General features: G+C 55.3%; 11 protein-coding genes and 3 pseudogenes. 5 read left to right on the forward strand and 9 right to left on the reverse strand.

The genetic code is table 11. The features are described from left to right. Nucleotides 1-483, reverse strand: coding sequence for a DUF6328 family protein (locus tag N6V40_RS05955; RefSeq protein WP_262199393.1), 483 nt, complete (start codon nt 481-483; stop codon nt 1-3). Between the two features lie 166 nt (nt 484-649). On the opposite strand from N6V40_RS05955, the gene N6V40_RS05960 reads away from it, so the two are divergent. Together N6V40_RS05960 and N6V40_RS05965 are read left to right on the forward strand one after the other, a co-directional pair. After that, the gene (locus N6V40_RS05960) at nt 650-1000 is read left to right on the forward strand and encodes a hypothetical protein (protein WP_262199394.1); all 351 of its coding nucleotides are present in this window, start codon (nt 650-652) and stop codon (nt 998-1000) included. An 83-nt stretch (nt 1001-1083) separates the two neighbouring features. Beyond that, nucleotides 1084-3538: pseudogene (locus N6V40_RS05965) on the forward strand (ABC transporter). Between the two features lie 32 nt (nt 3539-3570). Here N6V40_RS05965 and panD read toward each other — a convergent pair. Continuing rightward, nucleotides 3571-3966: pseudogene (gene panD / locus N6V40_RS05970) on the reverse strand (aspartate 1-decarboxylase); the annotation flags it as partial. 108 nt (nt 3967-4074) lie between these two features. Further along, on the reverse strand, nt 4075-5616 hold the full coding sequence (hutH, locus tag N6V40_RS05975) for a histidine ammonia-lyase (RefSeq protein WP_242632488.1): 1542 nt from the start codon (nt 5614-5616) through the stop codon (nt 4075-4077). 957 nt (nt 5617-6573) lie between these two features. Between hutH and N6V40_RS05980 the strand changes: the two genes are divergently transcribed. The 3 genes from N6V40_RS05980 (at nt 6574) to N6V40_RS05990 (ending at nt 8039) form a co-directional block, all read left to right on the forward strand. Beyond that, nucleotides 6574-6744: a hypothetical protein gene (locus tag N6V40_RS05980; protein ID WP_262199395.1), complete on the forward strand. Its 171-nt coding sequence runs from the start codon at nt 6574-6576 to the stop codon at nt 6742-6744. 187 nt (nt 6745-6931) lie between these two features. Further along, entirely contained in the window at nt 6932-7441 is a 510-nt protein-coding gene (locus N6V40_RS05985) for a Dps family protein (protein WP_131089098.1), read from the forward strand. 160 nt (nt 7442-7601) lie between these two features. After that, nucleotides 7602-8039 carry a hypothetical protein gene (locus N6V40_RS05990; RefSeq protein ID WP_262199396.1) on the forward strand — a complete coding sequence of 146 codons (438 nt, stop codon included), beginning with the start codon at nt 7602-7604 and terminating at the stop codon, nt 8037-8039. A gap of 242 nt (nt 8040-8281) precedes the next feature. Here N6V40_RS05990 and hutU read toward each other — a convergent pair. The 6 genes and pseudogenes from hutU to cobA form a co-directional block, all read right to left on the reverse strand. After that, nucleotides 8282-9950, reverse strand: a pseudogene (hutU, locus tag N6V40_RS05995) (urocanate hydratase). 390 nt (nt 9951-10340) lie between these two features. Beyond that, nucleotides 10341-11369 carry a S66 family peptidase gene (locus tag N6V40_RS06000; RefSeq protein ID WP_262199397.1) on the reverse strand — a complete coding sequence of 343 codons (1029 nt, stop codon included), beginning with the start codon at nt 11367-11369 and terminating at the stop codon, nt 10341-10343. Nucleotides 11370-11529: 160 nt separating this feature from the next. After that, nucleotides 11530-12303: an IclR family transcriptional regulator gene (locus tag N6V40_RS06005; RefSeq protein ID WP_262199398.1), complete on the reverse strand. Its 774-nt coding sequence runs from the start codon at nt 12301-12303 to the stop codon at nt 11530-11532. 87 nt (nt 12304-12390) lie between these two features. Next, nucleotides 12391-13377 (reverse strand): uroporphyrinogen-III synthase, encoded by a 987-nt coding sequence (locus N6V40_RS06010; protein WP_315973804.1) that lies wholly within the window; start codon nt 13375-13377, stop codon nt 12391-12393. Further along, nucleotides 13356-13490 (reverse strand): hypothetical protein, encoded by a 135-nt coding sequence (locus tag N6V40_RS06015; RefSeq protein WP_262199399.1) that lies wholly within the window; start codon nt 13488-13490, stop codon nt 13356-13358. The genes N6V40_RS06010 and N6V40_RS06015 overlap by 22 nt, the downstream gene beginning before the upstream one ends. Beyond that, nucleotides 13490-14491: a uroporphyrinogen-III C-methyltransferase gene (gene cobA, locus N6V40_RS06020; protein ID WP_262199400.1), complete on the reverse strand. Its 1002-nt coding sequence runs from the start codon at nt 14489-14491 to the stop codon at nt 13490-13492. Before cobA ends, N6V40_RS06015 begins: the two co-directional genes overlap by 1 nt. Nucleotides 14492-14578 lie beyond the last annotated feature (87 nt).

The following is a 14578-nucleotide window of genomic DNA, read 5'->3' on the forward strand; positions in this document are numbered from 1 at the left end:
TTAGTCGCCAGATTCGCGTGCGTGACTTGGAATCAAAATCCGTGGCAGTGCGAGCAAAAGGAACAGGGTGACTACAACCAGTGAGCCACCGACCCACGCTCCAAGTTGCCAACCAAAAAGCACCTGCAGGACAAACCAAACACAACCCGAAACTAGCAGGCCCACGCCTATGCCAACGATTTTTAGCACAATGTGGCCCAGCTGGACGGTCTGATCCTTGAGGCGTTGACCGAAGAAATAACGGTGGACAGCCACAGGGGTAATCATCAGAAGAATTAGTAACGTTGCAGCGATCAATAGCGCTATGTAGATCATCTCCTCGGGCCGGTTGAGAATGTCAAACCTAGCCTGGAAGGGCAGCACAACCAGGAACGCAGCAAGGATCTGCACGCCGGTCTGCATCACACGCATTTCTTGAAGTAGTTCGTTCCACTTGCGGTGCGAATCGCTATCTTGGCTATCCGGATAAGAAGGTGTGTTCATTAGAAGACTCCTGAGAAGTATCGTCAATTCGAAACTGCCATCTGATCTCAAAGACTATGTTAATTGTTGGCACCTCACCTGCTAACAAATATAGTCGGCGAGCCTAAAGTGTCGGCGCTCACGGCTAGATTGGGCAGACCCGCATCAACTAACCAGGGAGGAAACGATGGCGCCGGCAAATAGCTCAAGTAGCCGCCTTGATGTTTGGAGCATGCCTAGCCGAGGGATCACGTGGTGTGACTGCGGAGCGGACCACGAGCTAACCGAAGAACATGTGTTCAATACCTTGATAGATATCGGGCTGAACCCATCACACATGCTCACCCACAGTGAGCTTGTTGAGCTGACCGCAGAAGTGTGGAGCTACGACGAAGTCTGTCGCTTTTTCCACCTTGCACTCGAAGAATCAGCACAACGGATTCATGGTGGAATCGATGAAAGATATCCACTGCGCGAAGCCCTATCCATTGTCGGATACTTCTCCAAAACGTGGCAGGGCTGTCCAGAGGCAGACTGATCCAGCTGGGACGATGAGTCGGGGCACTGAGCTGCAGACGCAGAAATTGGGCTGAGTTGAACCGGACGGATACTGTGGAGAAGATGAACAGCTTTGCATCGCCTCAGCCAACGGCCACGCAGGACGGATTTATCCATGTTCGTGGTGCCAACGAAAATAACTTGGACAACGTGGAAGTGCGGATCCCACGAGATTCAATGGTCGCCTTCACCGGGGTCTCCGGGTCGGGAAAGTCATCACTGGCTTTCGGGACAATTTTTGCCGAATCCCAGCGCCGCTTCCTAGAATCGGTAGCACCTTACGCACGTCGACTCATCGCCCAGGGCCACACACCCAAGGTTGAGTTCATCTCCGGTTTGCCTCCAGCGGTCGCATTACAACAGCGACGTGGTGCCGCAAGCTCTCGCTCAACAGTAGGAACACTGACAACCCTGTCGAATTCGGTGCGCATGCTGTTCTCTCGTGCGGGCACCTATCCTCAGGGTGCTTCCCGGCTGGACTCTGATGCGTTCTCTACAAATACTGCGGTGGGTGCCTGCCCCCAGTGCCACGGTGTAGGCACAGTTCATTCAGTCACCGAGAAGACTCTGGTTCCGGTTCCCTCATTGAGTATTCGAGACGGGGCAATCGCGGCTTGGCCCGGAGCATGGCAAGGAAAAATCTTCGGGACATCACCTCACACCTGGGCTATGACATTGACTTGCCCTTTGAACAGTTTTCTAAAGAAACACGAGATTGGTTGTTATTCACTGAGGAACAGCCTGTCGTAGAAGTCACCCCAGAGCGAGACCGTGTTGCCAAACCCTATAAGGGAAAATTCTGGAGCGCTGAACGCTATGTTCGCCATACCGTCGCGACGTCCAAGAGCGAGAACCTCCGGGCAAAAGCACTGGAATTCATGATCTCTCAGGACTGCCCTGAATGTTCCGGGACCGGTTTCCGACCAGAAGCACTACGGGTCAGCTTTGCTGGGCTGAACATCTCTGAATTCAACAATGAATCCATGCAGACACTGGCGCAGTTGTTGCGTCCTTTCGCCCACCAAGCCGGTGGTGAAGCGAAAGCCGATGTGGTGAGCACCATCAGCGCTGATCTGCTGGGTCGGATTGAAGTCCTTGTAGATCTCGGATTGGGTTACTTGAGCTTGGACCGTGCCACCCCGACCCTGTCGCCGGGTGAGACTCAACGATTGCGTATCGCCACCCAGCTACGCGCAGGTCTCTTCGGGGTCATCTATGTCCTTGATGAACCATCGGCAGGATTGCACCCGGCTGATGTTCAACCGCTCATTGAGGTACTTTCTGCACTCAAAGCGGAAGGAAATACCGTCTTTGTGGTGGAGCACAATATGGATGTGGTTCGCCGTGCACAGTGGATAGTCGATGTGGGCCCTGGAGCTGGCAGTGGAGGTGGCCGCGTTCTCTACAGCGGGGACGTGGCGGGCCTTAATAAAATTGAAGAGTCGGTGACTCGAAAATTCTTGGATCCAGAACCGGTTGCACGCCGTGAGCTCAGGACGGCAACACAATGGCTTGAACTGCGCGGGATCAATCTGCACAACCTAGTGGACGTGGAAGCGAAATTCCCCTTGGGAGTTTTGTCCAGCGTGACTGGGGTATCAGGTTCAGGAAAATCAAGCCTTGTCACCGGAGCATTGGCCCAAGCCGTTGGCGGGGCAGCTAGTCAAGCTTCCGACGACGACGCCGAGGTAGTTGAGCACGCATCCATTACAGATATCACGGGTGCTGAGCAGGTTAATCGTGTGGTGCTCATGGATCAGAAACCTATTGGCCGGACCCCACGTTCAAATGTGGCTACTTACACCGGGCTCTTTGACGCGGTCCGGAAAATCTATGCGCAGCTGCCTTTGGCTAAGGAACGGAACTACAACGCTGGCCAATTCTCATTCAACGTTGCAGGGGACGCTGCGAAAACTGCCTAGGCGAAGGATTCTTGGAAATTGAGTTGCTCTTTTTGCCAGGAACTTACGGCCCCTGCCCGCAGTGTCATGGGACTCGCTACAACGAACAAACTTTAGAAGTTGAATACCGGGGCAAGAACATCGCGCAGATTCTTGAACTCAGTGTCACCGAAGCCGAGGAATTTCTGGCTGATATACCTGCTGCTGCCCGAGCACTGGCGACCTTGCGAGAAGTCGGATTGGGCTACCTTCACCTTGGCCAACCGGCAACTGAAATGTCCGGTGGTGAAGCCCAACGCATCAAGTTGGCTACCGAACTGCAACGTCAGCGCCGTGGTCATACGCTTTATTTGCTTGATGAGCCGACTACGGGATTGCATCCTGCCGATGTTCAACTTCTGGTCTCCCAGTTGCAACAGCTTGTGGATCAAGATAATACGGTGATCGTGGTTGAGCACCATATGGATGTGGTTGCTGCCAGTGACTGGGTCATTGATATGGGTCCAGCAGGTGGCGACGGCGGTGGACGCATCGTTGCTGAGGGCACACCAGAACAGGTGGCACAAAACAAGGCCAGCCGAACTGCGCAATATCTTGCGCGTCGACTGGCCTCGTAAACGTAGTTAATTGCTGCGTAGCTGAGCGAATGGGGAGTCTGCACACCATCGGCTACAGCTTCAGCCGGGTCATCACCGAGGTGAATGATGCGGTTATCAGCATCTACGTGAACCACGCTAGGCACGTAGTTGCGGGCCTCGGCATCTTCCATTTGTGCGTAGCTGATCAAGATGACTAGATCGCCGGGGTGAACCAAATGTGCAGCAGCACCATTAATTCCAATGACACCACTGCCTGGTTCACCAGCGATGGTGTAGGTTTCCAAGCGTGCGCCGTTGGTGATGTCCACGATGCTCACCAGTTCTCCGGGCAAAATATCCGAGGCCTCCAGCAACTGCGAGTCAACGGTTACTGAGCCGACGTAGTGCAGGTCGGCTTGGGTGACGGTTGCCCGGTGGATCTTGGACTTGAACATGGTGCGTTGCATAAGACGTTTCTTTCACATCAGGTGAGTGGTTTCCCAGTAGTAAAGTTTACGCTTCTTCACGAGCACAGAACTTTTCTGACTGGGAAATCACATCCCTTGGCTACTTCTCTAGGCGGGAAGGTGCTCTCGCAGTACTCGGTGCACCGCACCGGTTGCCAGTAGCTGATCTGCAGCTTCTAGCTCAGCGGAAAGGAAGCGGTCCTCGCCTGGACCTGCAACTTTGGTGCGCAACAGTTCAAGTACCGCGCCGGTGCCGGCGCCCGGCTGCAACGGAGCTCGCATGTCTAGTGCTCGGCCAGCAATGAGCATTTCCACTGCCAAGATACGGCGCAAATTTGCTACCGAGGTGCGCAGTTTGCGAGCTGCATGCCAGCCGAGGGACACGTGGTCTTCCTGCATGGCAGAGGAGGGAATGGAATCAACGCTGGCCGGAACTGCCAGACGCTTGTTTTCCGCGACCAGACCAGCTTGGGTGTATTGGGCAATCATCATGCCCGAATCAACTCCGGGATCATCGGCCAGGAAGGCTGGCAGGTCACGCGAACGGGCAGGATCAAGCATGCGGTCGGTGCGACGCTCGGCGATAGAACCCAAGTCGGCTACTGCAATGGCCAGGAAGTCCAAGACGTAGGCCACCGGTGCACCGTGAAAGTTTCCGTTTGAGGTGACTTCTCCACTAGGAAGAACCACTGGGTTATCAATTGCTGCGGCAAGTTCGCGGGTGGCAACCATTCGCGCGTGGGTGATGGTGTCGCGCACCGCGCCGGTAACCTGCGGTGAGCAGCGAAGTGAGTAGGCGTCCTGAACTCGGCCATCACCTTCACGGTGGGAATTGACGATAGGGGAGTCGGACAACAACGCATACATGTTGGCAGCGCTTCGGCCTTGGCCCGGATGCGGGCGAAGCGCCTCATGTAGTTCAGCGCGGAATACCTGTGCGGTGCCCATCTGAGCCTCAACGCTCATGGCTGCCGTGGCGTCAGCGATATCGGCTAATTCTTCAAGATCTGCCAGAGCCATCAATAGCTGACCGAGCATTCCGTCGGTGCCGTTGACTAGTGCCAGACCTTCTTTTTCGGCCAATTCAACCGGGGTGATTCCGGCTTCAGCTAGCAGCTCGGGCACTGGGCGCTGCACACCGAAGCGGTCGGTTGCTTCGCCTTCACCCATGAGTACAAGGGCGCAATGGGAGAGTGGGGCGAGATCCCCTGAACATCCCAAGGAACCGTATTCGCGCACAACTGGAGTGATACCAGCGTTGAGCAATCCAATCATGGTTTCTAGCACTACAGGGCGTACGCCGGTGCGGCCCGATGCCAGAGTCTTGGCGCGCAAGAACATCAGCGCGCGCACGACCTCGCGCTCCACTGGTGCACCCATGCCCGCAGCGTGGGAACGAATCAGTGAACGCTGAAGCTTGGCACGGTCTTCGGGAGCAATGTGGCGTGTTGCTAAAGCACCGAACCCGGTAGATATTCCGTACACGGGAGTGTCCGCGGAAGCCAGAGCATCAATATGAGCGCGGACAGAAGCAAGTTCTTCAAGTACCGAGGCGGAAATCTCGATGTGTGCATCAAGGCGGGCTACTGCGATGACATCCTCGGCCGTGACACCGCGAAGTTCAAGGGTTACTGGGGTCGAAGAAGTCATGAAAATCAGTCCGTTCGTTACTGTACAAGGTGGTCTCCAGCTTCTATTGTTCGGCAGTAACGATTGGTTGGTGGGGGATAATCAGGGGTTATGTCTGAAATACCGGACGTGGTGTGATCGGTGTTTAGAAACCTTGATCTACGCGAGAATGAGCGTTGGGGTCAAGAGTATTGGACTGGCCACAGTCTTGTCCCGAAGCATTCCTATTTCGCCAAGCCACTGTTCTTCACCTGCATGCAGTTCCCAACGAGTCTGAAGATCTGTCCATCGCCATTCAGGTTCATTCTCGAGAGCGCTTTTTCTCGGTGGCTTGAGACTCGTCCCGCTTAAAATTCTTCCGGACGGAATCCTCTGAAGTCTTTTTGGGAACAATACCCGTTCCGGAAGCCACACCTTCTGGATTCTTGCGGCGCTCAGTTACAGTGCCTTCAATGGGAGCTGCACTGCGAACAATAGTTTTTGCAGAACTTGAGGATGATGGCTCAGATTCGGAGGAGCTTTGAATTCTCACGCACCCTGCAAGTGAGGTTGCGAGAAGTCCGATCGCTACTGCGAGCCCGTAGTGTCTTGCTAGGGATGAGTCCATGGCCAACCTCCCGGTTCAGTAGCTTGTCGTTTAGGTTTTAGCGTCTGAATATTCATTGTCCATCTGCGCTGAGCTAAAAGATCAACGATGTAGAAATCAAATTGGCGTTTGCGGGAAAGCGCAGGTCAAATGCCACTAGTTCTGCGCAGTAAACAGGCCTACCCTGTACCTATCATCAACTCTGTGTGCCAAGTGCGCGCGAACGGGAGGCAATGTGGGAACAACAGTCCAAGGACAGCCTGGTGAACTGTAGCCATCACGAGTTACGGCGTATCCAGTGGTCCATTCAATGATGAATTACCTTGGAGCGGACAGATGCCTAAAAAATTCACGGGATAGGTCTTGTTGTTGGTGGAGGACTCATCGCCACCTTGTTTCTCTTATTCATATTCACCGCCTCAGTAAGCGGGGCCGGCGCCTTGACTCCAATGTGGCTCGGAGTCATTTGGGGTGGCCTGGCCATGGCATGGGGAATCTTCCGGATGGTCGCCGGTCCTTCAACGTTGGACCGTGTGAACGGTGGAACCGACGCCGGAGCATAACGATCACTGGCGAGCAATTGTTGCTCGCCAGTTTTTTGAGTCTTGACGCGTTATGGCCACTTGCTGAATGTCTTCTCAAAATTGTTGATTCAATTCGGAATCGCCGTGCAGCGGAAGTAACGTGCAAAGAAGTGCACCGGAACTCAACCGGTGTCGGCAACGTCAACTTCAATGCAAGGGAGATGCCATGACAGACATCAAGAAAACCACAGCTAAGAAAACGACGAAGGAAAATGCCGAGCAGGGCTTTATCGCTCCAGCCTCACTTGGCGACGCTTTGCAGAACGTGCTTGTCCAGCTTCTTGACCTGCAACTGGTTGGCAAACAGATCCATTGGAACGTAGTGGGTCCAAACTTCAGGGATCTACATCAGAACCTCGACGAGATTGTAGACATTGCCCGCCGTGGCTCAGACGAAATTGCTGAGCGCATGCGTGCACTTCACGTCACTCCAGATGGATTGGCTGCAACGGTCACCAAGTACAGCAAGCTGGAGCAACCAGTTAACACCGAAATCCTGACCACAGATGCAGTTGACATGGTGGTCAAGGCACTGCAGAGCACAGTGGGTGTCATCCGAGAAGTGCATGATCCGGTGGACGAAGCGGATCCAACCACCGCTGACATCTTGCACCAGTACATTGCTGATCTAGAGCAGCAGGCATGGTTCATCAGCGCGGAAACCCGACGCCCATAATTAGCGCCATTCCGACCGGCCACTGAAACGAATGCCGCTTAGATAGTAAAATGTCGCCTTGTCTCTGAAAATTCAGAGACAAGGCGACGTCTTATTGAACTGGATCCGTAGAGCCTAGCTCTACGGAAACACCGCAACTGCAATCAGTGAAAGCAGCCGAGTGCTAGAGCGAAGATTAGAACCCCTCGTTCTGGCCCTGGTTGCCGAAGCCTTGTTCTTCGTTGTCGTCACCGAACGATCCGCGGTTGGACTGTTCACTGTCATCACCGAGGGACTGCTCGCTGTTGCTGTCACCGTACGAGCCCTGGCTCGACTGCTGGTCCTGGCCTCCGCCATAGGACTGCTCGCCGGACTGTTCGTTACCGCCGCCGAAGGAGTCCTGGCTCGACTGCTGGTCCTGGCCACCGCCGTAGGACTGCTCGCTCGACTGTTCGTTACCGCCACCGTACGACTGCTCTTCGTTGCCGCCGCCGTACGACTGCTCTTCGTTGCCGCCGCCGTACGACTGTTCTTGACCGTTCTGCTGGTCATTCGACGAGCCGAAGCTGTCGTTTTCTTCCGACTGGTTGTTCTCGAAATTTCCGAACTGCTGGTTTGAATCCTGCTCAGACATGATGTCCTCCGTGGGTCGGTAGTTCCTGACCTGACCCACGCTATGCAGGAGTAAATTCTCCTTCAAGACCTAATCGGAAGCTTTGAGGTATTCGTCATTACACGTTAAGAAACCGTTCATTGTGTCCATGTCAGACGCAATTTTTCGTTCTTTGACAGCTGACGAAGCAAGGGTTAGCGTGCATTGCCAGTAGATCAACAGGCAATGCACGCTAACTAATCATCAGATCATTTGCCGTTCATAGGAATACGCACGGAGCGCTCTTTGGCGACTTCAATGGCCCGGTCGTAACCGGCGTCCACATGCCTGATGACACCCATGCCTGGGTCATTAGTGAGCAAGGCTTCCAGCTTCGCGGCTGCTAGCTCGCTGCCGTCAGCCAACGACACTTGGCCGGCGTGGATCGAGCGACCCATGCCAACTCCGCCTCCATGATGAATCGATACCCACGATGCGCCTGAGCTGGCAGCGGTCAGCGCATTGAGCAACGGCCAGTCCGCAACTGCATCGCTGCCGTCCTTCATCGCTTCAGTCTCACGGTAAGGCGAAGCTACAGAGCCTGAGTCCAAGTGATCGCGGCCGATGACGATTGGTGCTGATATTTTGCCCTCGGCAACTAGCTGGTTGAACAGTAGCCCTGCCTTTTGGCGCTCGCCGTAACCCAACCAGCAGATTCGAGCGGGCAGCCCTTCAAATTCGACATGCTCTTGAGCGGCGTCGAGCCAACGATGAAGATGCTCATTGTTGGGGAAGAGATCCTTCAGGGCTTGGTCGGTGACCTTGATGTCTTCCGGATCTCCGGACAGAGCCACCCAGCGGAATGGGCCAAGTCCTTCACAGAAGAGCGGACGAATGTAGGCAGGAACAAAACCAGGGAACTCAAAAGCGCGGTCGAAACCACCCTTTCTGGCTTCGTCGCGAATGGAGTTTCCGTAATCGAAGACTTCGGCGCCGGCATCTTGGAAGCCAACCATGGCTTCGACGTGCTTGGCCATGGATGCTTGAGCTTTTTGGTGAAGCCAGCAGGATCCGCCGAGGCCTGCGACTGCCACTGATCCAGAGAGAATTCCAACGGAAGATAGCTCAGTGGGTCATGGGCGCTGGTCTGATCGGTGACGATATCGAAGGTGAACTCACCGGCCTTGTGGCGTTCGAGCAAGGCGGGGAAAATCTCTGCCGCGTTGCCAGCGTAGCCAACGGACAGCGCCCTGCCCTCGGCCTTGGCAGCAAACACCTTTTAAGAGCTTGCTCCAAATCCAGTTCTACATCGTCTAAGTATCGCTTGGACAAGCGACGGCGCAAGCGTGCCTCATCAACATCGATGATCAGTACGGCACCGCCATTGAGCGTCACCGCTAGTGGTTGTGCCCCGCCCATGCCACCGCAACCGCCGGTCAGCGTGAGGGTTCCAGCAAGAGAACCATTAAAACGCTTGTCAGCAATGGCAGCGAAGGTTTCATAGGTGCCCTGCAAGATGCCTTGAGTTCCGATGTAGATCCAAGATCCAGCGGTCATCTGCCCGTACATCATCAGGCCTTCGGCTTCCAGCTTGCGGAAGTGCTCCCAGTTGGCCCAATCACCTACGAGATTTGAGTTGGCGATGAGTACTCGTGGTGCCCATTTGTTGGTCTTGAAGACGCCAACAGGTTTACCCGACTGCACCAGAAGAGTTTCATTGTCTTCAAGATCCTTGAGCGTTTCCACGATGGCATCAAAGGCTTCCCAAGAACGGGCTGCCTTGCCGGTGCCGCCGTACACCACTAGATCATCAGGGCGCTCTGCCACCTCTGGGTCAAGGTTGTTCATCAGCATGCGCAAGGGGGCTTCGGTGGCCCATGACTTTGCATTCAGTTGAGTGCCCCTGGGGGCGCGGACGACGCGGGCTTCGTGGCTCATGACAATTCCTAACAATGTAACGTAGCTAACTATTTACATCATTGGCCATCGGGCAACGACTGAATACCTCCGAACAGGTAGAGCTGTCCGGTATTTCAGAATGCGTAAGAATTTGGGTCCGCTGAATTGGACCAGCCAGGATTCGCTGACCGGTCTAATCATCAAATCGCGTATGAACCCAAGAGCATCAGCAAGGCGACGCCGTGCCAGGCGGACCACATGCCTAGCAGCATGTGGTCCAACAGATCGCTTGAGCTAATGACCAATAATTTGGAGCTTCGAGTTCCATACGATGCCGAACTCCTAGAAGGGGCCGCACTAGCCGTCAGTGGGGCATGAACTAGAAATGGGGCCATTTTTGACGCAGTGGACTGAACTATCCGGCTCGAATCAGGCCAGCGTCTGTGCTAAATATTGCTCCTTGTCGGTGAACACTAACCGTCCTTGGGCTCCATTGATGATGGCTAGATGTGGTGGAACGTGACCGCATTCAGCGTTACCGATGATGGGAACGTCGAGCGTTCCCAGAGCGTCGAGAACTGCCTCGTTTTGGGTGAGAGTGTCAGAATCTGGTGCGCCAGTACGCCCGACAAGGATGGCGGCGGCTCCGTCAAAGAATCCAGCCAAACGCATGCCGTGCAGATGACGGCAGATCGTGGTGGCCTCGACGCCGGATGCTTCAATGTAAACGATTAGCGGATCGGCCGGGTCGTTCCGCAAGGATTCGGTTCTCAGATACGGAGTGCCGGCAAGATTGGCAAGCGTTTCGATGCATCCACCAATCAACCGACCTGACACGCTCACTTCATCGAGCCCTGCATCCAAGCGCTCCCAAGTTCCCTTGCCGTTCCATGCATGTTCGGTGGCTTCTGGCTCCACGCTCCAGTCATCCCAGTCGTTGATTCTGTAAACGCCTGGTGGAGACTGTTTGAAAGTGTCACCAGCAGATAATGAAGCGACATCAAGCCAGGACCGCAATGAATCGGGAACCCCATAAGGCGTGTCCATCAGGTTGCCGCCGTGGATGGTTGCATTTCCGGTTAACAAGGTGAGGGGCGCGATCAACGTTGAAATGTCGGAGTATCCCACAAGCCAGGTCGGCTCCGCCGCGGAGATTGCCTCAAAATCCAGATGAGGCAATATGTCGATAGCTGTGACTCCACCCCATGGCGGAACGACGGCCTTGATTTTCGGATCAAGGAGCATCCTCATGAGTTCTTCGGCGCGTTGTTCGACCGGCGCACTAATGTGTGTAGCGCCATCCATGCAGTTACCAAGATCCACCACAAAACCCAGATCTCGCAGGTGTTGTAGAGCGAAATCAAGACGCCCCACGAGCTCGCTTGGAACACCGCTTGATGGTGATGTAACGCCGATGATGTCACCGGTCATGAGCGGCTGCGGGTATCGAATCTCCATGGATTCATACTTCCATGCCAATCCAAGTGAGCCCAGAATACATTCCACGTGTCGTCTTCTTAAGCTGACGTTAGTGTTGAATTTGAATACGTAGCTGAACCACCGCTTTCGGCATGAATCCCTCGCAAGTGTAAACCTTGACTGCAGGTCGTATTTACGCCTAACTCAGTCGGCGTCCTTGGATCCGCGTGGTCAAGGCTGCCGCCGTGGACCGGATCTGTGTCAGCAGTTTGTCCCATTGTTGCTCTGGGACGCGGTCTGCGAGGAAAGTGACTGCGATAGCAGCAACTGGCCAATTATTCGCATCACGAATTTCCACTGCAAGAGAGTGGAAGTCTGGGGTGACGTCCCCGCGTTCTATTGCATATCCGCGTTGTGCACACTGTTCTAGTTCGCGCCGCAATTGCGAATAGTTGGTGATCGATGAGTGTTCTACTCGATCCGAAAAGCTGGCCGCATTGGGGTAGAGGGCTCGGGCCTGGGACTTGGGCAGCGCCGCCAAAATGGCACGCCCCGAAGCGGTGAGGTGCGAGGGAAGTCGAACACCTACGTCGGTGACTAGTGAGGGGCGGCCCTTGGCGCGTTCTTCCACGATGTACAGAACGTCCGAACCATGGAGGATGGCCAGATGCGCGCTTTCTCCGACCTTATCCACCAGCTGCGCGATTAGTGGTGCCCCAAGTCGAGCCAGAGGTTCCTGGCGGGTGTAGGCGCTTGATAATTCGAAGGCGGCAATGCCTAAACCGTAGGATTTTTCTTCCGGGTAATGGGTGATAAATCCTTGATCAAGCATGACTGAGAGTAGCTGGTAGACGCTCGAACGTGGAAGTTCCAACAAGGTGGCAATCATAGCGGCCGGAGTGGGAGTTTTCCTGCTGGCTAAAAGCCTAAGAATCCTCAAGGTGTTATCGGCTGCGGGGACCTTACTGCCCATGGGACCTCCTTAGTACATGGTGCTCTGTCTGCAAGACACTCTAGTCTTGGGCAGAGCTCAGGTAGCTATTGAGGTCCCGTCAGTGGTTTATACGTTCAGCCGGTAGCCGCGTTTGATCACGGTGGTGATGATTTCCGGCTGTGGCAAGGCCCGGCGCAAACGACTCAGGGTCATATCCAAGGCATGACGCGAGCTCACCTCAGGCAATGCGGCACCTAGCTCATCACGAGAGAGCACACTGCCGCCGGCCTCGATTAGGGCCCGGACCAATTCGGCCTGACCGGGAGTCAACTCGCAGTTTTGATCATCAATGGACAGCGTTCGTCCGCGTAGTTGTACCTGCCCGTGGACCGTTTCTGCTTGCAGGGTACCTAGCGAGCCGAGGTGCTCAACGAGCTGACCGATCATCGCACCCATGCGGTGGCGTTCGGGAACCAAGGGGCTGATGCCGGCTTCTTCCAAAGGCGAGGCAGTGACCGGCCCAACGGTGGCCACGGCTACACGCTCGGCTAGTGAGCGCTGCAGGGCAGGCAAGCGATTGCGAGCATTGGCTGCCGCAAACAGTGCGTGCACACTTGGTGCACTGGTGAAGGTCACCGCATCAAAGTGGGCGGCGCATAGTCCTTCAACCAAGGCGGAGATCCCGGTGTCGCTGCTGGTGTCTTGCCAACGGTAGGGCTCTACCTTGATCACTCGCTTGGCACCTAGCTCACGAAGCTGCTGCGGCATCCCGTGATCCGAGTCAGCGTGCAACTGCAGGGCCACCGTGGCGCCTTCAAGCTTGCCCTTAAGCAACTCGATGAGTGTAGAGCTGCGTCCATCCTTAGCCAACGCGGCAGGTTCAAGACCCAGTGCACGGACCGAACCGTGGGCTTTGGCCCCACGAACATAGAGATCGGACTGGCTGAACGCGGTAATCAGGTCATCACCAATACCAGCAGCCTCAGCGGTGTCCAGCCAGCGGCGGAACCCGTAAGCGGTGGTAATCACCACAACTTGAGGTTTGGCCTCGATGAGTTTGTGCGTCTGGGCTAGCAGCTGTTGTTCATCATCTAGCGGGGCCAGGCGAAGCAGGGGGTGTGCGTGACTTCGGCGCCACGGCGTTCAAAAGCTTCAATCAGTTCAGCTGAGCGACGGTCACTGGTAACCGCAATTCGGAATCCGGCTAAAGGTTTGACGATATTCATTAGGCGGTCTCCAAAATTTGTTCTGTAGGTACCGCTTGAACCAGTGATTGTGGCAAGGCGGCAACTTCACCAATGACAATCACTGCAGGATTTGAGTGATTGCGGGCTGTGCCAGCCAACTGATCAAGTTGGGTGTGGCTGGTGCGTTGGATGTCCGTAGTTCCGGACTGGATGATGGCACACGGCATATCCTTGGGCATGCCTACTTGAAGAAGTCCAGAGACGGTCTGCTCCACGGTGCCCATGCCCATCAGAATCACGATGCTGCCACCAAGCTTGGCAAGGTGTTCTAGCTGATCCAGGCTCAGCGGGTCATGGCCGGAAACGACGGTAAACATGGTGTTCACCCCGCGTGCGGTGACCGGGATACCGGCTGCGCCAGGCACCGTGATGCAGGAGCTCAACCCTGGAATCACGCTGACTGGAACATTGGCTTCGGTGGCCGCAGCAACTTCTTCAAATCCGCGACCGAAGACAAATGGGTCTCCACCTTTTAGTCGAACCACTTTGGCTCCGGCCTTGGCCGACTGAATCATCTGGGCTTCAATTTCACGTTGGGTAAGTTTGTGGTGCCCCGGCAGTTTGCCGGCGTCGATGATTTTTGCCTGCGGTGCCAGTACGGCCAGGTGCTCGCTAGGACCTAATCGGTCAGCGTAGATCACTTCGGCTTCGGCCAGCGCACGCACTCCGCGAAGGGTCATAAGATCCAAAGCTCCGGGGCCTCCGCCGAGCAGAGTAATTGAACCGGCAGGAGCAGCTGGCTGAGCGCGCATCACCGGGATTCGCGCGGTGCTCACCACAGGGTCGAAGCGTTCTGGCTCTGCATCACAAACCACCAGCAAGCCGGCCTGGCCGATTAGCTCAGCGGCCTGCTGCGGATCCTCGGCGAACAGCAGTGTGCTTCCCTGGGCCAAAAAGCTCCCCGCAACGGTTCTGTTTGCGGTGCGGTTACCAACAATCAACACCATGCACTGGGCAAGTTCGAGGTCAACGCCGATCATGATTGCCTCGATCCTTGCCGGAATTTCGTGTATGACATGGTGTGCTCCTTGGAATAAGTAGGTGCTTTCCAGCCTAGAGTGCCAGCT

This window comes from Glutamicibacter sp. M10 (assembly GCF_025452055.1).
In the GTDB taxonomy this organism is placed as follows: domain Bacteria; phylum Actinomycetota; class Actinomycetes; order Actinomycetales; family Micrococcaceae; genus Glutamicibacter.

What these genes read in the sequence shown, in the direction of transcription:
- N6V40_RS05955 (WP_262199393.1), bottom strand. Translation starts at nt 483, where the DNA reads ATGAACACACCTTCTTATCCGGATAGCCAAGATAGCGATTCGCACCGC.
- N6V40_RS05960 (WP_262199394.1), top strand. Translation starts at nt 650, where the DNA reads ATGGCGCCGGCAAATAGCTCAAGTAGCCGCCTTGATGTTTGGAGCATG.
- hutH (WP_242632488.1), bottom strand. Translation starts at nt 5,616, where the DNA reads ATGACTTCTTCGACCCCAGTAACCCTTGAACTTCGCGGTGTCACGGCC.
- N6V40_RS05985 (WP_131089098.1), top strand. Translation starts at nt 6,932, where the DNA reads ATGACAGACATCAAGAAAACCACAGCTAAGAAAACGACGAAGGAAAAT.
- N6V40_RS06000 (WP_262199397.1), bottom strand. Translation starts at nt 11,369, where the DNA reads ATGGAGATTCGATACCCGCAGCCGCTCATGACCGGTGACATCATCGGC.
- N6V40_RS06005 (WP_262199398.1), bottom strand. Translation starts at nt 12,303, where the DNA reads ATGGGCAGTAAGGTCCCCGCAGCCGATAACACCTTGAGGATTCTTAGG.
- N6V40_RS06015 (WP_262199399.1), bottom strand. Translation starts at nt 13,490, where the DNA reads ATGAATATCGTCAAACCTTTAGCCGGATTCCGAATTGCGGTTACCAGT.
- cobA (WP_262199400.1), bottom strand. Translation starts at nt 14,491, where the DNA reads ATGATCGGCGTTGACCTCGAACTTGCCCAGTGCATGGTGTTGATTGTT.